This is a genomic window from Stenotrophomonas sp. CASM114 (assembly GCF_049384325.1).
Classification (GTDB): Bacteria; Pseudomonadota; Gammaproteobacteria; order Xanthomonadales; family Xanthomonadaceae; genus Stenotrophomonas; species Stenotrophomonas muris.
The window spans coordinates 1-19,502 of sequence record NZ_JBMRGJ010000005.1 but is presented as its reverse complement, the minus strand read 5'-3'; the positions used below and the strand labels follow the sequence as shown (position 1 = coordinate 19,502).

General features: G+C 66.8%; 18 protein-coding genes. 11 read left to right on the top strand and 7 right to left on the bottom strand.

The window, feature by feature from the left end; all coding sequences use genetic code 11:
- Positions 1–3: 3 nt before the first annotated feature.
- The 3 genes from VG566_RS07210 (at position 4) to VG566_RS07200 (ending at position 5,108) form a co-directional block, all read left to right on the top strand.
- Complete coding sequence (locus VG566_RS07210; RefSeq protein WP_241884885.1) at positions 4–1,095, top strand: homocysteine S-methyltransferase family protein; 1,092 nt, start codon at positions 4–6, stop codon at positions 1,093–1,095.
- Positions 1,096–1,152: 57 nt separating this feature from the next.
- A complete protein-coding gene (metH, locus tag VG566_RS07205; protein WP_241884886.1) occupies positions 1,153–3,837 on the top strand; it encodes a methionine synthase in 2,685 nt (894 codons plus the stop codon).
- A gap of 86 nt (positions 3,838–3,923) precedes the next feature.
- A complete protein-coding gene (locus VG566_RS07200; RefSeq protein WP_241884887.1) occupies positions 3,924–5,108 on the top strand; it encodes an MFS transporter in 1,185 nt (394 codons plus the stop codon).
- 12 nt (positions 5,109–5,120) lie between these two features.
- Here VG566_RS07200 and VG566_RS07195 read toward each other — a convergent pair whose 3' ends face one another.
- The 6 genes from VG566_RS07195 to VG566_RS07170 form a co-directional block, all read right to left on the bottom strand.
- On the bottom strand, positions 5,121–7,193 hold the full coding sequence (locus VG566_RS07195) for an acyltransferase family protein (RefSeq protein WP_197557337.1): 2,073 nt from the start codon (positions 7,191–7,193) through the stop codon (positions 5,121–5,123).
- 48 nt (positions 7,194–7,241) lie between these two features.
- Complete coding sequence (locus tag VG566_RS07190; protein WP_049408561.1) at positions 7,242–7,922, bottom strand: DUF2058 domain-containing protein; 681 nt, start codon at positions 7,920–7,922, stop codon at positions 7,242–7,244.
- A 10-nt stretch (positions 7,923–7,932) separates the two neighbouring features.
- Positions 7,933–8,175, bottom strand: coding sequence for a SlyX family protein (locus VG566_RS07185; protein WP_005410256.1), 243 nt, complete (start codon positions 8,173–8,175; stop codon positions 7,933–7,935).
- Positions 8,168–9,517: a UDP-glucose dehydrogenase family protein gene (locus VG566_RS07180; protein ID WP_032962083.1), complete on the bottom strand. Its 1,350-nt coding sequence runs from the start codon at positions 9,515–9,517 to the stop codon at positions 8,168–8,170. The genes VG566_RS07185 and VG566_RS07180 overlap by 8 nt, the downstream gene beginning before the upstream one ends.
- Positions 9,518–9,540: 23 nt before the next feature.
- Positions 9,541–10,518 carry an FKBP-type peptidyl-prolyl cis-trans isomerase N-terminal domain-containing protein gene (locus VG566_RS07175; RefSeq protein ID WP_032962085.1) on the bottom strand — a complete coding sequence of 326 codons (978 nt, stop codon included), beginning with the start codon at positions 10,516–10,518 and terminating at the stop codon, positions 9,541–9,543.
- A gap of 96 nt (positions 10,519–10,614) precedes the next feature.
- Positions 10,615–11,202, bottom strand: a complete 588-nt coding sequence (locus VG566_RS07170) for a glutathione peroxidase (protein WP_014647689.1) — start codon at positions 11,200–11,202, stop codon at positions 10,615–10,617.
- A 365-nt stretch (positions 11,203–11,567) separates the two neighbouring features.
- Between VG566_RS07170 and VG566_RS07165 the strand changes: the two genes are divergently transcribed.
- The 7 genes from VG566_RS07165 to VG566_RS07135 all read left to right on the top strand — a co-directional run bounded on the left by VG566_RS07165 (position 11,568) and on the right by VG566_RS07135 (position 16,147).
- Positions 11,568–11,804 (top strand): hypothetical protein, encoded by a 237-nt coding sequence (locus VG566_RS07165; protein ID WP_049408559.1) that lies wholly within the window; start codon positions 11,568–11,570, stop codon positions 11,802–11,804.
- 2 nt (positions 11,805–11,806) lie between these two features.
- The gene (locus VG566_RS07160) at positions 11,807–12,166 is read left to right on the top strand and encodes a GntR family transcriptional regulator (protein WP_005410261.1); all 360 of its coding nucleotides are present in this window, start codon (positions 11,807–11,809) and stop codon (positions 12,164–12,166) included.
- Positions 12,166–13,041: an ABC transporter ATP-binding protein gene (locus VG566_RS07155; protein ID WP_014647691.1), complete on the top strand. Its 876-nt coding sequence runs from the start codon at positions 12,166–12,168 to the stop codon at positions 13,039–13,041. The genes VG566_RS07160 and VG566_RS07155 overlap by 1 nt, the downstream gene beginning before the upstream one ends.
- Positions 13,038–14,066, top strand: coding sequence for an ABC-2 transporter permease (locus VG566_RS07150; protein WP_046431579.1), 1,029 nt, complete (start codon positions 13,038–13,040; stop codon positions 14,064–14,066). Before VG566_RS07155 ends, VG566_RS07150 begins: the two co-directional genes overlap by 4 nt.
- Before the next feature lie 25 nt (positions 14,067–14,091).
- Positions 14,092–14,979, top strand: a complete 888-nt coding sequence (locus VG566_RS07145; protein ID WP_049408555.1) for a DUF2807 domain-containing protein — start codon at positions 14,092–14,094, stop codon at positions 14,977–14,979.
- Positions 14,980–15,009: 30 nt separating this feature from the next.
- The gene (locus tag VG566_RS07140; RefSeq protein ID WP_049408554.1) at positions 15,010–15,615 is read left to right on the top strand and encodes a hypothetical protein; all 606 of its coding nucleotides are present in this window, start codon (positions 15,010–15,012) and stop codon (positions 15,613–15,615) included.
- A 106-nt stretch (positions 15,616–15,721) separates the two neighbouring features.
- Positions 15,722–16,147 (top strand): hypothetical protein, encoded by a 426-nt coding sequence (locus VG566_RS07135; protein ID WP_014647695.1) that lies wholly within the window; start codon positions 15,722–15,724, stop codon positions 16,145–16,147.
- Between the two features lie 104 nt (positions 16,148–16,251).
- Here VG566_RS07135 and VG566_RS07130 read toward each other — a convergent pair whose 3' ends face one another.
- Complete coding sequence (locus VG566_RS07130; RefSeq protein WP_423172625.1) at positions 16,252–17,679, bottom strand: class II fumarate hydratase; 1,428 nt, start codon at positions 17,677–17,679, stop codon at positions 16,252–16,254.
- Positions 17,680–17,972: 293 nt separating this feature from the next.
- On the opposite strand from VG566_RS07130, the gene purB reads away from it, so the two are divergent.
- Positions 17,973–19,340, top strand: a complete 1,368-nt coding sequence (gene purB / locus VG566_RS07125; protein WP_014647697.1) for an adenylosuccinate lyase — start codon at positions 17,973–17,975, stop codon at positions 19,338–19,340.
- The last annotated feature ends 162 nt before the right edge of the window (positions 19,341–19,502 follow it).

Here is a 19,502-nt window from a genome sequence, read left to right as displayed (position 1 = left end):
ACCATGCCCGACCTGCCCTGGTTGCATCCTGACCGTGCCAACGCCCTGCTCGACGCCCTGCGCGAGCGGATCCTGATCATCGACGGCGCGATGGGCACGATGATCCAGCGCCATGGCCTGCAGGAAGACGACTACCGCGGCGAGCGATTCGCCGGTGGCTATGACCATGCGCACGGTCCCGGCTGCGACCACGGCACATCTGAAGGCCATGACCTGAAGGGCAACAACGACCTGCTGCTGCTGACCCGGCCGCAGGTCATCGCCGACATCCATACCGCATACCTGGACGCCGGGGCGGATCTGGTCGAGACCAACACCTTCAACGCCACTTCGGTCAGCCAGGCCGACTACCACCTCGAACACCTGGTGTACGAGCTGAACAAGGCCGGCGCCGCCGTTGCACGCGCCTGCTGCGATGCGGTGGCTGCGGCCACGCCGGGCAAGCCGCGCTTCGTGATCGGGGTGATCGGTCCCACCAGCCGCACCGCTTCGATCAGTCCCGACGTCAACGATCCGGGCTTCCGCAACACCAGCTTCGACGAGTTGCGCGACACCTATCGCGAAGCCATCGAGGGCCTGATCGATGGCGGCGCCGACACCCTGATGGTCGAGACCATCTTCGACACGCTCAATGCCAAGGCCGCGCTGTATGCGCTGGAGGAGGCCTTCGACGCGCGTGGTGCACGCCTGCCGGTGATGATCTCCGGCACCATCACCGACGCCTCCGGGCGCACCCTGTCCGGGCAGACCGCCGAGGCCTTCCATGCGTCACTGGCGCATGCGCGCCCGCTGTCGATCGGCTTGAACTGCGCGTTGGGCGCCGAGGCGATGCGCCCGCACGTGGAAACCCTCTCGCAGGTCGCCGACTGTTACGTCAGCGCGCACCCCAACGCGGGCCTGCCCAACGCCTTCGGCGAGTACGACGAAACGCCTGAAGAGATGGCCACCACCCTGCGCGGCTTCGCCGAGGATGGCCTGTTGAACCTGGTCGGCGGCTGCTGCGGCTCCACCCCCGACCACATCCGTGCGATCGCCCGGGCCGTTGCCGGGCTGCCGCCGCGCGCCCTGCCCGGTGTCCAGGAGCAGGCCGCATGAATGTCGCCGCCACCGTTCCACACTTCCCGCCCTCCTGCTGTTGAGCCGACGCCTGCCATGACGCCTGTCCGCCCTACCCGCCTGTCCGGCCTGGAACCCCTGGTCATCACTCCGGACCTGCTGTTCATCAACGTCGGCGAACGCACCAACGTCACCGGCAGTGCGCAGTTCCGCAAGCTCATCAAGGAAGGCCGCTACGAAGAAGCGGTGGACGTGGCCCGCCAGCAGGTCGCCAGCGGCGCGCAGATCCTCGACGTCAACATGGACGAGGGCCTGATCGATTCGGAAGCGGCGATGACCCGCTACCTCAACCTGATCATGTCCGAGCCGGACATCGCCCGCATCCCGGTCATGGTCGACTCCTCCAAGTGGAGCGTGATCGAGGCCGGGCTGAAGTGCCTGCAGGGCAAGAGCGTGGTCAATTCGATCTCGCTGAAGGAAGGCGAGGCGCTGTTCCGCGAACACGCGCGCAAGGTCCTGCGCTATGGCGCCGCCGCGGTGGTCATGGCCTTCGATGAAAGTGGGCAGGCCGATACCTGCGCGCGCAAGGTCGAGATCTGCACCCGCGCCTACCGCATCCTGGTCGACGAGATCGGCTTCCCGCCGCAGGACATCATCTTCGACCCGAACATCTTCGCCGTCGCCACCGGCATCGAAGAGCACGACAACTATGCGGTGGACTTCATCGAAGCCACCCGCATCATCAAGCAGACCCTGCCGCACTGCCACGTCTCCGGCGGCGTCTCCAACGTCTCGTTCTCGTTCCGCGGCAACGAAACGGTGCGCCAGGCCATCCACTCGGTGTTCCTCTACCACGCCATCGCCGCCGGCATGGACATGGGCATCGTCAACGCCGGCGCCATGCCGATCTACGACGAGCTGGAGCCTGAGCTGCGCGAGCGCGTCGAGGACGTGATCCTCAACCGCCGCAGCGATGCCACCGAGCGCCTGCTGGAGATCGCCGAGCGCTACAAGGGCAGCAAGGGCGCGGCGAAGACCGAGGACCTGGCCTGGCGCGGGAAGCCGGTGGCGCAGCGCCTGGCACATGCGCTGGTGCACGGCCTGGATGCCTTTGTCGAGGAAGACACCGAGCTGGCCCGGCAGGCCTCCAGCCGCCCGCTGGACGTGATCGAGGGCCCGCTGATGGACGGCATGAACATCGTGGGCGACCTGTTCGGTGCCGGCAAGATGTTCCTGCCGCAGGTGGTGAAATCCGCACGCGTGATGAAGAAGGCGGTGGCCTACCTGCTGCCGTACATCGAGGCGGAGAAGGCACGCAGCGGTGATACCGCCAAGAGCAATGGCAAGATCATCATGGCCACGGTGAAGGGCGATGTGCATGACATCGGCAAGAACATCGTCGGCGTGGTCCTGGCCTGCAACAACTTCGAGGTGGTCGACCTGGGCGTGATGGTGCCGGCGCAGAAGATCCTCGATGCCGCCCGCGAGCACAACGCCGACCTGGTCGGCCTGTCCGGACTGATCACCCCGTCGCTGGAGGAGATGAGCCACGTCGCCCGCGAGATGGAGCGCCAGGGCTTCGACCTGCCGCTGCTGATCGGCGGCGCCACCACCTCGCGCGCGCACACCGCGCTGAAGATCGACCCGCACTACAAAGCGCCTACGGTGTGGGTGAAGGACGCCTCGCGCGCGGTGGGCGTGGCCCAGTCGCTGATCTCACGCGACCTGCGCGAAGCCTTCGTCGCGGCCAACGAGGCCGACTATGCCGAGATCCGCGCCCGCCACCGCAACCGTGGCGACGCCAAGCGCCTGGTGACGCTGGAACATGCGCGCGCGCAGAAATTCCAGGGCGGCTGGGACAGCTACACGCCACCGGCACCGGAACAACCCGGCCTGCACGTGTTCGATGACTACCCGCTGGACGAACTGGTCGACTACATCGACTGGACACCGTTCTTCCAGGCCTGGGAGCTGGCCGGCAAGTTCCCGGCCATCCTCACCGACGAGATCGTCGGCACCCAGGCCAGCGAGCTGTACCGCGATGCGCGCGCGATGCTCGAGCGCATCGTCGGCGAGAAGTGGCTGACGGCCAAGGCCGTGTTCGGCCTGTGGCCGGCCAACAGCATCGGCGACGACGTCCGCGTGCAGCACCCGAAGGGCGAAACCACCCTGCACTTCCTGCGCCAGCAGGTAGACAAGCCTGCCGAGCGCCCGGACTTCTGCCTGGCCGATTTCATCGCGCCCCTCGACAGTGGCAAGCAGGACTGGATCGGCGCGTTCGCAGTCACTGCCGGTATCGGCATCGACGCGCACGTCGCGCGCTTCGAGGCCGAGCATGACGACTACAACGCGATCCTGCTGAAAGCACTGGCCGACCGCCTCGCCGAGGCGCTGGCCGAGCGCCTGCACCAGCGCGTGCGTACCGAATTCTGGGGCCATGAGCGCGCCGAGGCGCTGGACAACGACGCCCTGATCGACGAGCAGTACCGCGGCATCCGGCCGGCGCCTGGCTATCCGGCCTGCCCGGAACACAGCGAGAAACGGCGCCTGTTCGACCTGCTGCAGGCCGAAGCAAACGCCGGCATGGAACTGACCGAGAGCTTCGCGATGCTGCCCACGGCCGCTGTCTCGGGCTACTACTTCAGCCATCCGCAGAGCCAGTACTTCGTGGTCGGCCGGCTCAGCCGCGAACAGGTCAGCGATTACGCCCGCCGCAAGGGCGTGGACCGCGCCCAGGCCGAACGCTGGCTGGCCTCCGCCCTCGACTACGACCCCGAATGACACAAAAAGGGGACGGAGGGGATTAAGTCGCTTATGCACAAACGACTTAATTCCCTCCGTCCCCTTTTTTGCCTCATCATTCCGCGATGACCGTTCCCGTTGCACGCCTCTCCAGCTTCTACCTGTTCTACTACGCGGCGCTGGGCGCGTTCACGCCGTACTGGAGCCTGTTCCTGAGCGCGCGCGGCATGAGCGTGACGGCCATCAGCGTGATGATGGGCCTGTGGTACGCCACCCGCGTGATCGCGCCCAGCACCTGGACCTCGCTGGCGGCCGCATCGCCACGACCGATCCGCCTGCTGCGCGCGGGCTGCGTGCTGACCCTGCTCAGCTTCGCGGTATTCCTGCTGCCGCTGCCACAGCCGTGGATGTACCCGGCGATGGTGGTGTTCTGCTTCTTCTACAACGCGGTGATGCCGCAGTTCGAGTCGATCACCCTCACCCATCTGGGCAACGACAGCCATCGCTACGGGTTGATCCGGGTCTGGGGCTCGCTCGGCTTCATCGCCGTCGTGACCCTGTTCGGCTGGCTGATCGAAGATGACGGCACGGCCAACCACGCCGGGCTGCTGCCGTGGATGATGCTGCCACTGTTCGCGCTGCTGGTCGCCTCGGCCTTCAGCAACCACTACGCGCGCGGCGTCGGCAAGACCGGCGGCGACGCCAGCGGCTTCTGGCAGATCGTGCGCCGACCGCCGGTGCTGGCGTTCTTCCTGGCCGCCTTCATGGAGCAACTGTCTTTCGGCCCGTACTACACGTTCTTTTCGGTCTACATGGACCATCACGGCTACCGCACCTCCACCCTGGGCCTGTTGTGGACCATCGGTGTGGTCTTCGAAGTGGGCGTGTTCTTCACCATCGGCCGCTTCTTCCGCCGCTATGACGCCAGCTGGATGCTGTTGATCGCGCTGGTCAGTTCCTGCCTGCGCTGGGCCGTGACCGCACTGTTCCCGGAAAACCTGCCGGTGATGCTGCTGGCGCAGAGCGCGCACGCGCTGGGCTTTGCGGCGTTCTTCGCAGCAGCGATGCAGATGCTGGCGACCTACTTCCCCGGTCGCCTCAATGGGCATGGCCAGGGGCTGCTGTACGGATTCTCGTCCGGTGTCGGCGGTGTGCTCGGCGCACTCGTTGCCGGCCAACTGTGGAAGATCGACGATGGTCGCACCGCGTTCCTGGCCGGCAGCGGCTTCGCCCTGATTGGTGCCCTGCTCTGTTTCTTCGCACTGAGCCTGCCGCTCATACGTGCGCGACGGAACAGCCACGCGCGCTGACCCCTGCCCGGCTCAGCGCTGCAACAGAACCTGTTGCAGCGAGGGCAGCAGCACCCGATTGCCATGCGCACTGAGATGATCGCCATCGAAGAACAGCGGCCGCCCATCGCGCTGGGCTGGACATAACGCGTCGTCGCACAGCACCGGCATCGGGTCCCACAGCACGCCACCTGGCAGTCCATCGACCACCTGCTGCAGGCTGCCCAGCATGGGTGCCCGCAACGTTTCCATCGCGACGCGCGTGCTGTCCAGGCCGTTGCGGCAGACCTCGTTGCGGGCATTGAAGCGGTCCGAGCAGCGATAAGGAGGCGCTGGCAGCACTGGCTTGGGCGCCTCCAGCACGATGCGCACGCCACGCTCGGCCAGGGGTCTCCACTGCGCGACCGCCTCGGCCACTTCGGCGTCGCGTCCTGCCGCGGCCTCTGCCGTCAGTTCGCCCGCCAGCTGCGCCTGCGCATCGAACAGCACGAACTGATCGGAAAGGCGTGGCACGCGCAACGACACCAGCACCACGGCATCCCCCGGCTGCGCACGCCGCGCGATATCGGCGAACACCGCGGCGTCGAAATCAGCGCAACCGGCACCGGCACCGCGCCACTTCTGCAGGCTCACCTGCGGGCATCCGCCGCGGCCATAGAGGGAGACCGCCGAGCCGGTTTCCAGGGCCAGTCGCTGCAGCAGTTCGATGTAGGCCATCGCATGCGAATCACCAGCAACGAACACCCGCTTCGGCGCGCCAACCGGTAGCGGGCGGTCGCAGTCTCCACGCGCAAAGGTGCGCGCACTACCGCCTTCGAAACGATGCTTGGCGACCACCAGTGCGCACTCGGGATAGTCACCGGCCACGCTCTTGCCATTGGGGTACCAATCGGCCGGATGCCGGCTGACCGTACTCAACGACAGCCGCGGCGCCTGCAGGTAGAGCACTGTCTGGATGCCGGCGGCGCACAGCAGTACGACCGCGCCGGCCAGCACCCAACGCCCGGGACGCAGGCGCTGCGCCAACGTGCCGCGGAACGGCTGTTCCACCCAGCGCCACGACAGCCATGACAGCAGCAGCACCAACGCCATCGCGGCGGTCATCTGCAAGGGTGTCTGCAAGCCCACGGTCCAGCGCATCAGCACGAACACCGGCCAGTGCCACAGGTACAGCGAGTACGACAGCTGGCCGATACGGCGCATCGGGGCGCTGGCCAACAGGCGCGCCACCCATGCCTGCGGATGATGATGCAGCGCCCACAGCAGGCCCGCGGTGGCGAAGGCCGGCAGCACGCCGTCAGGCCACGGTGACCGCCCGGCACGCGCGGACCACAACGCCCACCCCAGCAGGCCCAGCGCCACCATGGCCAGCAGGGAGAACACCGGCGCGGCGCGCTTCAGTGCCTGGCCGGTTGCCGGGTCCAGCGATTCGCGCACATGCAGCAGCTGGAACAGCAGCACGCCCACCCCCAGTTGCCAGAGGCGGGTGCTGGTGGCATAGAACGCCCACGATGGCGGCGCCTCGCGCAGACCCAGCACCGCCGCATGCAGCAGCGACGCCATGCTGACCAGGCCGAACAGGCCCAGGCTGATCCAGCGCCCGCGTGCACCGCGCGCCCAAGCCAGGAACAGCAGCGGGAACAGCAGGTAGAACTGCTCTTCCACGCCCAGCGACCAGGTATGGGTGTAGGGATTGAATTCGGCCCTGGGCGCGAAATAGTCGTTGCCGATCGCTGCCAGCACCCAGTTGCTGAAGCCGAAGAACGCCATCAGTCCGGTCCTGTCACTGGCTTCGCTGAGCCAGGACTCGGGAATGAACAGCACGCTTGCCACGGCAGTCAGCAACAGGCAAGTCAACAGCGCCGGCGCGATGCGACGGATGCGGCGCGCATAGAAGCGCAGCATCGACTGCCCCAGCGACAGCGGCGGCAGCCGGTGTACCGACGCGCTGACCACGAAACCGGAGATGACGAAGAACACATCCACGCCGGTGAACCCGCCTGGCAACCAGGCCGGGTCCAGGTGAAACACGATGACGGCCAGCACAGCGATCGCGCGCAGGCCGTCAATGTGCGGCACGTAGCCACGGCTTGGATCAGCGGTCATCCCTTCCCCCACGGCCGCGACGGCAGCGCGCCCGCGGCGGTCACGCGTTTACCAGACCAGGTCGTCCGGCACCTGGTACTGCGGGTCCGCGTACGGATCTTCCTCGGCCGGCGCATTCGGATCGACCTTCAGCGCCACCGATGCGGCGAACACCGCCTCGCACTGCGCCAGCACCTCGGCGGTCACCAGCAGGTAGCGGCCATTGAGCTGGACCACACCCAGCTCACCGGCGTTGAGCGCGGTCAGCTGTTCGGCGGTTACATAGATGCGCTTGATCTTGCCGCCGTAGGGGAAGTGGCGGGCAATGTCCGCCGCTTCGGCATTCAGGCCCTTGTCCTTCAGCAGTTCTTCCAGCTTGGCCTTGGCCTCGCGGCGCACACGCGCCTCTTCCTGCTTCAGGCGCTCGGTTTCGATGCGCTCTTCCTTTTCCTTCTGCGCGCGGATGGCGTAGGCCTTGGCCAGGTCCATCTCTTCTGCGCTGCGCGGCTTGCGCGGGCCCTGCTGGCCCGGGCCACGCGACTGGCCGGGCTTGCCCGGGCCGCCATGGCCAGGACCACGACGCTGGCCGGGCTTGTGCTCGCCCTTGCCAGCGCCCTGCGGCTTTCCATTGCCGTTGCCACCCTTGCCCTGCGGGCGGCCGTCACGGCGGGGGCCATCATTCTTGCGCTCTGGCTTGGGCGCAGGCTTGAAGCCCAGGCCCATCAGCTGGTCGCGGAGGGTATCGCTCATAGGATTCGGATCAGTAGTGCGGCGGCGGCGGTTCGCTCGCCGGATCGGAAGAATTCAGCGCGTTGCGGACCTTGCCCAGATCTTCCAGCAGCACACGCAGCACGTCGGCGTTGCGCATGCCCTGCATGCGGGCATCGGCCAGCGCATCGCTCAGTTCGGCCAGCGCCTGTTCCTGGAAGGACACGCGCATTTCCAGTTCGACCAGGCGCGCTTCCAGCGCCTGCTCGCGTTCGGTTGGCAGCAGATCAGACATGCAGCGAGCGCCCCCGGCCAATGCCGTAATACGCCAGGCCCGCTGCTTCCACGTCCGCCGGCTCGTACAGGTTGCGGCCGTCGAACACCACCGCGTCCTTCAACTGCTCGCGCAGCGTCTGGAAATCGGGGCTGCGGAACTGCTTCCACTCGGTCACCACGACCAGTGCATCGGCGCCCTGCAGCGCCTCGTTGGCATTGCTGCAGAACACCAGGTCATCGCGTTCACCGAAGATGCGCTGCGCCTCATGCATCGCTTCCGGATCGTAGGCACGCACCGTCGCACCGCCTTCCCACAGTTGCGCCAGCAGGCGTCGGCTGGAGGCTTCGCGCATGTCGTCGGTGTTTGGCTTGAACGCCAGGCCCCACACGGCAAAGGTCTTGCCACGCACGCCTTCGTCCTCGCCCTTGTCGTAATGGCGCTGGACCAGGGCGAACAGATGGCCCTTCTGCGCATCGTTGACCGCTTCCACGGCGTTCAGCAGTTTAGGCTCCAGGCCGGCCTGCTGCGCGGTGCGGGCCAGCGCCTGCACATCCTTGGGGAAGCACGAGCCACCATAGCCGGCGCCCGGGTAGATGAAATGCCAGCCGATGCGCGGATCCGAGCCGATGCCCTGGCGGACCTGCTCCACATCGGCGCCGACACGTTCGGCGATGTTGGCGATTTCGTTCATGAACGAGATCTTGGTCGCCAGCATCGCGTTGGCGGCGTACTTGGTCAGCTCGGCCGAGCGCACGTCCATTTCCACCACGCGGTCGTGGTTGCGGTTGAACGGTGCATACAGGCGCCGCATCACCGCCACCGACTCGGCGCTGGTCGCACCGATGATGATGCGATCCGGACGCATGCAGTCGGCAACGGCGTCGCCTTCCTTCAGGAATTCCGGGTTGGACACCACGTCGAAGGCGATGTCGGCGCCACGTGCCGCCAGCTCTGCGGCAATGGCGGCACGGACCTTGTCGGCGGTGCCCACCGGCACCGTCGACTTGTTGACCACCACGGTCGGCACGCTCATGTGCTGGCCGATGGTGCGGGCCACGGCCAGCACGTACTGCAGATCAGCGCTGCCATCCTCGTCCGGCGGCGTGCCGACAGCGATGAACACGACCTGGCCGTGGCCGATCGCGGCTGCGGCATCGGTGGTGAACGTCAGCCGCGACGCGGCGTGATTGGCCTTCACCATCGGTTCCAGGCCCGGCTCATAGATCGGGATGATGCCCTGGTTGAGGCCATCGACCTTGGCCTGGTCGATATCGACGCAGACCACCTGGTGGCCGACATCGGCCAGGCAGGTACCGGTCACCAGCCCTACGTAACCGGTACCGAAAATCGCAACGCGCATGTCCGTGCTGGCTCCGTGGTCGCTTACGGCAGGACGCCCAGCAGCTCGACGTCGAACGTCAGAGTCGCGTTCGGGCCGATCGGGCCACCCGGGGTGCCGTTCTCACCGTAGGCGAGCTCGCCCGGGATCCAGAAGCGGTACTTCGAACCGACCGGCATCAGCGCGACGCCTTCGGTCCAGCCCTTGATCACCTGGTCCAGGCCGAACTCGGCCGGCTGACGACCATAGGAGCTGTCGAACACGGTGCCGTTGAGCAGCTTGCCTTCGTAGTTCACGCGCACCTTGCTGCTCGGCAGCGGACGCTCGCCGCTGCCCGGGCGGATGACCTGGTACTGCAGGCCCGACGGGGTGGTTACCACGCCCGGCTGGGTCTTGTTCTTGGCCAGGAACGCATTGCCTTCCTCGCGGTTGGTCTGCGCGGCAGCGGCGGCCTTGGCCTGCATTTCGGCCTGCTTGCTGCCCATGAACGCCTGGATGGTGGCGGTCGCGTCAGCTTCCGTCATCTTCGGCTGACCCTTGCTCAGGCCGGTGCTGATCGCGTCAAACAGCGAGGCGACATCGATGTCGTCCTTCAGCTGTGCCAGCGACGGGCCGACCGAGTAGGAACCGATCATCTGCGACACCTTGACGCGGTCGACCTTCGGCGGCTGCGAACCCGGCGCCATGCCCGGCACCTGCTGCCCGCTGCGGGCCATCACGACCTGGCGCAGTGCGGCATCGGTGGCCTTGGCCTGTTCCTGGGTGATCTGCGGCTGCAGGCCTTCGAACGAACGTTCCACGGCGGTGCGCAGCGCGGCCACATCGATCTCATCGGCGATCGGGGTGAACGACTTGGCGACGTCCAGGCCGATGGCGTAGCCGAGCTTCTGCTTGGGGGAATTCAAGGTTGCGGTCTCCTTGGCGGCTGCGGGGGCAGCCGGTTGTTGCGACAGAGCGACACCCGAAGTGCCCATCGCCAGAATCAGAACCGACGCCGCGGCGCCGCGCATTCCCATCTTCATTCGCTGCATTCCTGGAAGTGTCTGGGCGCCGACGTCGGCGCGAAAAGAAGCATTGTCGCACGCATGCCGTCGATGTCGAGGCATCCGTGCCGGATATCAATGCGTAGGAGCGACGGCCAGCGCCTTGTCGATGGCGGCGGTCAGCTGTGGATCGTCCGGCGTCACCTTGCTGGCGAACTGGGCGATGACCTTGCCATCGCGGCCGACCAGATATTTGTGGAAGTTCCAGCCCGGCGCCACGCCGGTGGCTGCGGTCAACCGCTGGTACAGCGGCGTGGCCTCCGCACCGACGACGTGCACCTTCTCGAACATCGGGAACTTGACGCCATAGGTAAGCGTGCAGAAATCCTGGATCTGCTTCTCGTCACCCGGTTCCTGGCCCTTGAAATCGTTGGACGGGAAACCCAGCACGGCAAAGCCGCGGCCGGCATAACGCTTCTGCAGCGCCTCCAGGCCTTCGTACTGGGGGGTATAGCCGCACTTGCTTGCGGTATTGACCACCAGCAGCACCTGCCCGTGGTAGCGCTGCTGCAGGTTGACCTGCTGCTTGCTGGCCAGCGGGCGATAGTCCAGGTCCAGCAGATCGGCCGCCAGCACATGGGCGGAACCGGCCAGGCCGGCCACCAGCAGGGTCAACAGGGACAGGCCGCGCAGTCGGCGCGGGACAACGGTCGGCAGGGGCATCGAGAGCAGTCCGCGGTAGCCATTCACAGGGCCGGCCGATAGCGGCCGGGAATCGGCCGAACTATAGCACCGGGCTCCGTTGCCCCTTGTTGCGGCGGGTGCCGGCGGCTTTGCGTGGCGTGGCCTTTCCCGGGAGGACCCACCCTCAACGGCGCAGGGATGACATAGCATGGACAACGCTGAATGGAAGGCAGGGCGTGATCGCCCCGCGCGACAATTCCATTTCCCTTTTCAATCAAGGGGATAAGGGGATATTTCAGCGGCTTGACCACCCCTGCCATCAGTTGGGCACGGCAAGGGGTTACACGTAGGCGTGCCGGTGTTATAGTTGCATACAACACCAGTCACCTGAGACAGGGGGAGCCATGAACGCCCGGATCCGTCGCAACCTCACCGCACCCGCGGCCGCTGCCGTTTCGACCCTGATCGTGCTGGCCTGGCTGGCCATGCCAACCGCCCCCGCCTCCGCCGACAGTGCGCAGGATGCATCCGTTTCGCCGGCCGGGAACGCCGATTCCTCCCCCCCTCCCCCGCGTCGGCTGCACAGCTCCCTGTCCATGCCGTATTTCTCGTTCGCACAGCCGCTGACCCCACGGAGCTGAATATGAGCGACATCCAGTGGAGCGACGGCGCTCCCATCTACCGTCAGTTGAAGGAGCGCGTGATCGCCATGATGCTCGACGGAATCCTCAAGCCGGGCGATGCCCTGCCTTCGGTGCGCCAGGTGGCCGCCGACTACCAGCTCAACCCCATCACCGTTTCGCGCGCTTACCAGGAACTGGCCGATGAAGGCCTGGTCGAGAAGCGCCGCGGCCTGGGCATGTTCATGACCGAGCAGGCGGCCACGCAGCTGCGCAGCAGCGAGCGCGAGCGCTTTCTCAATGAAGAATGGCCGGCGGTGCTGGAGCGCATCCAGCGCCTGGGCCTGAGCCTCGACGAATTGCTGCCCCAGGGGAAAGTCTGATGAATAGCACTGCAAGTGAACCGGTCATCACCGCCCGAGGCCTGCGCAAGGCCTACAAGACCACCGTGGCCCTCGACAATGCCAGCTTCAGCATTCCGAGCGGGCGCATCGTCGGCCTGATCGGGCCCAACGGCGCCGGCAAGACCACCGCGCTGAAGGCCATCCTCGGCCTGACCTCGGTGGAAGGTGAGTTGAGCGTGCTCGGCCGCGACCCGCGGCAGCACCGCGACGCGCTGATGAACGACATCTGCTTCATTGCCGACGTCGCCGTGCTGCCGCGCTGGCTGAAGGTCCGTGAAGCGATCGATTTCGTCGCCGGTGTCCATCCGCGCTTCGACCGTGCCCGCTGCGAGCGTTTCCTGGCCAACACCAAGCTGCAGCCGAAGCAGCGCGTGCGCGAACTGTCCAAGGGCATGATCGTGCAGCTGCACCTGGCGCTGGTGATGGCCATCGATGCGCGCATCCTGGTGCTGGACGAGCCCACCCTGGGCCTGGACATCCTGTACCGCAAGGAGTTCTACCAGCGCCTGCTGGAAGATTATTTCGACGAACAGAAGACCATCATCGTCACCACCCACCAGGTGGAGGAGATCGAGCACATCCTCAGCGACGTCATGTTCATCCGTGATGGTCGCATCGTGCTCGATGCAGAAATGGACGATGTCGGCCAGCGCTACACCGAGCTTCTGGTCAACGCCGACCAGCTGGAGACCGCGCGTGCGCTGAAGCCGATCGACGAGCGCAGCCTGACGTTCGGCAAGACCGTAATGCTGTTCGACGGTGTGCCGCGCACCCAGCTCTCCACCCTTGGCGAGACCCGCAGCCCGGGCCTGGCCGATCTGTTCGTCGCCATCATGAAGGGGACCTACGCATGACTGCCGTCAACCACCCCGTCAGCCCGATGGGCACCCTGCGCTGGCTGCTCAAGCGCGAGTACTGGGAGAACCGTGGCGGTTTCCTGTATGCGCCGCTGATCGCCGGCCTGATCTCGCTGGTGATGAGCACCGTCGGCATCGCCTTCGGCCTGTTTGCACTGAACCGTGCAGCACGCAACGGCGCACTGCATGTCGACGGCGAGAGCGTGAACATCAACGGCCTGGACCTGGCCCTGCTGACCCGCGACATCAGCGCCAAGGACCTGGCCGACCTCGGCAACGGCCTCGACCTGACCCTGGTGCTCAGCTCGGCCTGGCCGTTCCTGGTGCTGGCCTTCGTGGTGTTCTTCTACTGCCTGGGCGCCCTGTACGACGACCGTCGCGACCGCAGCATCCTGTTCTGGAAGTCGCTGCCGCTGTCGGACACCCAGACCGTGCTGTCCAAGGTGATCAGCGCACTGGTCGTGGCCCCGCTGATCGCGGTGATCGCCGGCATCATCACCATGTTCGGCTTCATGCTGGTGATCAGCATCGTCGCGCTGATGCACGGTGGCAGCCCGATGACCCTGATCTGGGGCCCGGCCAGCCCGTTGACCCTGGCCGCCGGTCACCTGGCCTGGATTCCGGTCTACGCCCTGTGGGCCCTGCCCACCGCCGGCTGGCTGCTGCTGTGCTCGGCCTGGGCCCGCACCAAACCGTTCCTGTGGGCGGTGATGCTGCCGCTGTTCGCCGGCGTCATTGTCAGCACCACCAAGGTGATGCCGTTGATCGGCCTGACCACCGGCTGGTTCTGGCAGAACATCGTTGGCCGCCTGCTGCTGGGTGGCGTGCCGGGCACCGACCTGGTGTATCGCCTCAGCGCCGAGGAAGGCACGCGTCGCGATCTCGAATCGGTGGTCAGCCTGATGTCCCCGGCCTCGCAGCTGAAGTCGCTGGCGATGCCGGAACTATGGATCGGTGCCGCCGTCGGTGTCGTGTTCATCGTCCTCGCCATCCGCCTGCGCAAGCGCGCCGGCGAGATCTGATTCCATCCACCCGGAGGCACCACCCATGCGTTCCCTGCTCGCCTGTTCTGCGTTGTTGCTGTTGCCTCTGTCGGCGCTGGCCGCCGATGCTCCGAACTGCAAGTTCACCGCCGCCCGCACGCTGAAGCTGGATGTGTCCGGCGCCAAGGCGGTGGTGCTGGAGGTGAACCAGCATGACCTGAAGGTCGTCGCCAGCAAGGGAGGTGGCCAGCTCGATGGCCGCGCCTGCGCCTCCAGCCAGGAATGGCTGGACCAGCTGGTACTGGAGCAGCGCAGGGAAGGCGACAAGCTGGTCGTCAGCCTGCGCCGCGACGGCCGCCACAGCGGCATCAGCCTGGGCAACAGCTATGCCTGGCTGGACATCCGTGGCAGCGTGCCCGACAACCTGCCCCTGCAGCTCAAGGTCGGCTCCGGCGATGCCAGCATGGACAACGCCCAGTCGCTGAGCGTGGACGTCGGCTCGGGCGACGCGATCGTTCGCGGCACCCGCGGCAGCATCCACGCAGCGGTGGGTTCGGGTGACCTGGACATCGACGGTGGCGGCTCGCTGAACCTGCTGTCGCTCGGCTCCGGCGACGTCAAGGCGCGCAACATCGGCGGCGATGCGGTCACCGGCACCGTCGGCTCCGGTGACCTGAAGATCAGCGATGTCCGCGGCAACGCCCGGCTGGACACGGTCGGTTCCGGCGACATCGGGTTCAAGCGCGTGCAAGGCAACGTCGAGGTCGGCGTGGTCGGCTCGGGCGATGTCGATCTGTCCGACATCGGCGGCAACGTGCACGTGCGCAGCCATGGTTCGGGCGACATCCAGGTCGACGGCGTGCGCGGCAGCCTGACCGTCGACCACAGCGGCAGCGGCGATGTCGGCCACCGCAACGTCGGCGGCACGGTCACCCTGCCCCGCAACAAGTAACCGCCACCGGACCAATTCGAGGGAGTTGCCATGAACCTGCTGCGCCTGCTGCCTGCCACCCTGCTGTGCCTGCCGCTGATCGCCTGCGGCGGCACTTCTTCCACGCCCGACAAGACCGTCGGCAAAAGCGTCGCCGAAGCCACCAGCGGCGTCGGCCAGACCGTCAAGGAGGCCATGGTTGATGCCCGCAAGGACATCACCCAGGGCAACATCAACATCTCCGCCGACAAGCAGCCGCGTGCGGAGATCACGCCGGATGGCCACCTGCTGATCGACGGCAAGGACGTGCCGGCCAACGAGGCCCAGCGCCAGCGGTTGCTGGAGTACCGCGGCCACGTCGTCGCCATTGCGATGGACGGCATGGATGTCGGCCTGGCCGGCGCCAAGCTCGGCGCCAGCGCCGCCGGAGAGGCACTGAAGGGCATCTTCAGCGGCGACAGCGAAGGCATCGAGAAGCGGATCAATGCCGAGGCGGAGAAGATCGAAGCCCAGGCCAAGCGCATCTGCAACCGCTTGCCGGCGATGCTGGCCAGCCAGCAGGCACTGGCGCGCGAGCTGCCGGCGTTCAAGCCCTACGCAACGATGGACCAGAGTGACGTCGACGACTGCGGCAAGGACACCGTGGTCAAGCGCTAGGCCTGTGACAGATCAGCGCACCCGGCCGGCAGCGGCGCCCCGCTGCCGGCCGTCGTGCGCCGGCCGGCTTACAATGGCGGCCCCGGAGGCCCCCGAACCGAATGCCATGAAGAAGTTGTTCCTGCTGCTGGCCGCCCTGCTCTGCCTGGGCCTGGTCGGCTGTGACAAGGATTACCGCAACCACCGCGCCGAGCGCGGCAAACCAAAGATCTCCGTCAGCGAAGGCATGGTCACTGTGCGTCGCCCGCCGGCGCCGAACATCATCATCCTCGGCGATGGTTCGATGAAGGTGGACGAGATCCAGATTCCGCTGGACGAGGCACAGAAGCAGATGCTGCAGACCATGTTCGGCAAGCTGCAGGTGCTGCGCCAGAACACCCTGGTCGCCGCCCCGGCCGATCCCAACATGCAGCCGGTGAAGATCCAGCCGCCGGAAGGCATGGAAGTGATCCCGGCCGACCTGGTCCAGCGCATCCCCGAGTTCAAGGACTACACCGACACCTTCGGCAACATCGTCGCCGACCGTCGCTGAAAAAACGCCGCCCCTGGGCGGCGTTTCCTCTTGTAGAACCGAGCCCATGCTCGGCCCAGGTCCAGGAAGCAGCCGAGCATGGGCTCGGCCCTACGACCGGCAGATCAACCGCCGCCGCCACCGTCCCCCGCGTGGATGCCACCGGCAGTCAGTGCGGCCGGGTCCAGCAGGCGGCGCAGCTCGGCTTCATCCAGGCCGCTGTCCTCCAGCGCGACATCCAGCACCGGACGCTGCTCCTTGTAGGCACGCTTGGCAATCGCCGCCGCCTTCTCGTAGCCGATGATCGGGTTCAGCGCGGTGACCAGGATCGGGTTGCGCGCCAATGCTTCGGCAACGCGATCCTCACGCACCTTCAGCCCGGCAATCGCGCTGTCGGCCAGCAGGCGCGACACATTGGCCAGCAGGCCAATGCCATCCAGCAGGTTCACCGCGATCAGCGGCAGGGTGACATTGAGCTGGAAGTTGCCGGTCTGCCCGGCCACGGTGATCGCGGTGTGGTGGCCGATCACCTGCGCGCAGGCCATCACCGTCGCTTCCGGAATCACCGGGTTGACCTTGCCCGGCATGATCGAGCTGCCCGGCTGCAGCGCCGGCAGTTCGATCTCGCCCAGCCCGGCCAGCGGACCGGCGTTCATCCAGCGAAGATCGTTGGCGATCTTGATCAGCGCCACCGCCAGTGCATTGAGCTGGCCCGACAGTTCCACCGCGTCATCCTGCGCGGCCAGGCCCTCGAACTTGTTCTCGGCGCTGTCGAACTTGAACCCGGTCTGCTGCTTCAACGCCTTGGCCACCTGCGCGCCGAAGCGCGGGTCGGCATTGATGCCGGTACCGATGGCGGTGCCGCCCAGCGGCAGCCGGCGCACACGCTTGAGGCTGTCTTCGATGCGTTCCTGTGCCGAGGCCAGCTGTGCCGACCATGCGCCGAACTCCTGCTCGAAGGTCAGCGGCATCGCATCCATCAGGTGCGTGCGGCCGGTCTTGACCACCTTGCGCAGGCTGCGGCCCTTCTTGTCGAGGGTCTTGCGCAGGTGCACCAGCGCCGGCAGCAGTTGCTCATGTGCCGCCAGTACCGCCGATACGCGCAACGCGGTCGGGATCACGTCATTGGAGCTCTGCCCCTGGTTGACGTGGTCATTGGGGTGCACCGCGGTCTTGCCCGCCTTGCCGGCACGGTTGGCCAGGGTGGCGATGACCTCGTTGGCATTCATGTTCGAGGACGTGCCAGAACCGGTCTGGTAGACGTCGATCGGGAACTGCGCGTCCCAGGTGCCGGCGGCCACTTCGGCGGCAGCGGTCTGGATGGCCTTGGCCACGCTCTTGGGCAGATGGCCCAGCTCGGCGTTGACGCCGGCGGCAGCGCCCTTGACCAGGCCCAGGGCACGGATGAAACCGCGCGGCATGCGCTGGCCCGACACCGGGAAATTCTGCACGGCACGCTGGGTCTGCGCGCCCCACAGGGCGTCGGCAGGCACCTGCAGCTCGCCCATGCTGTCGTGTTCGATTCTGAAACCCTTGCTTGCAGCTCTGCTCATTGCATCAACTCCGCACTACTTCAGTTGGGGAAAGGGAAGCGGCGGCTGGCAGGGTGTCGCTTCCCGGGCTGGCGGCTGCGCCAACGATACTCCCTTGCCCGCAGCGTGGGATGACGAGGACGGGCCAGATCGTTCCGTCCGCAGGGCCGTTGTGCGTGCGCAAGGGTAGTGCCGGCCGCTGGCCGGCAAGCCATGGCGGCGTGGGCCGGGCGTGGTTGCCGGCCAGCGGCCGGCACTACCTGACCGGCACGTCGTAGAATATCGGCCCCGCCGCTCGTCCCAGCCCTGCCGACATGTCCGATTCCGCCCTGCTCGCCCTGTCCCCGCTCGATGGCCGCTATGCCGGCAAGGTCGACGCCCTGCGCCCGATCTTCTCCGAGTACGGCCTGATCAAGGCCCGCATCACGGTCGAGGTGGAATGGCTGCTGGCCCTGGCCGCCGAGCCGGGCATCGTCGAACTGGCCCCGTTCTCCGACGCTGCCATCGCCCGCCTGCGCGCGCTGGCCGCCAGCTTCAGCCCGGCCCAGGCCGCGCGCGTGAAGGAGATCGAGCGCACCACCAACCATGACGTCAAGGCGGTGGAGTACTTCATCAAGGAACAGCTGAAGGACGACGCCGAGCTGGCGCCGGCGCTGGAATTCGTGCATTTCGCCTGCACCAGCGAAGACATCAACAACCTCAGCTACGGCCTGATGCTGGAACAGGCGCGCCGCGAGGTGCTGTTGCCGACCCTGGACGGCATCGCCAGCACCCTGCGCACCCTGGCCCACGCCGAGGCTGGCCAGCCGATGCTGTCGCGCACCCACGGCCAGACCGCCTCGCCGACCACCCTGGGCAAGGAACTGGCCAACGTGGTCGCGCGCCTTGAGCGCCAGCGCCGGCAGATTGCCGCGGTCGAACTGACCGGCAAGATCAACGGCGCGGTGGGCAACTACAACGCCCACATCGCCAGCTACCCAGACGTGGACTGGCCAGCCTTCGCCGAGCGCTTCGTGACCGGCCTGGGCCTGGTGTTCAACCCGTACACCACGCAGATCGAGCCGCACGACAACATCGCCGAGATCGGCGATGCCGCACGCCGTGCCAACATCATCCTGATCGACCTGGCCCGTGACATCTGGGGTTACGTATCGCTGGGCTACTTCAAGCAGCGCCTGAAGGAAGGCGAAGTCGGCTCGTCGACGATGCCGCACAAGGTCAACCCGATCGACTTCGAGAATGCGGAAGGCAACTTCGGCATCGCCAACGCGCTGTTCGAGCACTTCAGCGCGAAGCTGCCGATCAGCCGCTGGCAGCGTGACCTGACCGATTCCACCGTGCTGCGTGCGCTGGGCACCGCATTCGGCCACAGCCAGGTGGCACTGGATTCGCTGGCCAAGGGCCTGGGCAAGCTGGAAGTGAACCCGCAGCGCCTGGACGCCGATCTGGACGCGGCCTGGGAAGTGCTGGCCGAGGCCGTGCAGACGGTGATGCGCCGCCACGGCCTGCCGAACCCGTACGAGCAGCTGAAGGCGCTGACCCGCGGCCAGGGCATCACCGCCGAGTCGATGCGTGCGTTCGTGCAGGGGCTGGAGCTGCCGGCGGATGCGAAGCAGCGCCTGCTGGAGATGACCCCGGGCAGCTACACCGGCCTGGCTGAGTCGCTGGCGAAGAAGATTTAAGGGGTTTCCTTTGCGGCGGCGGCCGCGGGCGCTGCCTGCGGCAGGCAACGGCAACGGCGACAGCAACATCAACGTCCAGAGCGGCTCTGGATTGCTGCTAGCTGGGCGGGGCGGGGGGGGCCCGCGGGACACGCCGTGAACCCGTCCCTGGGGGCTCGCTGG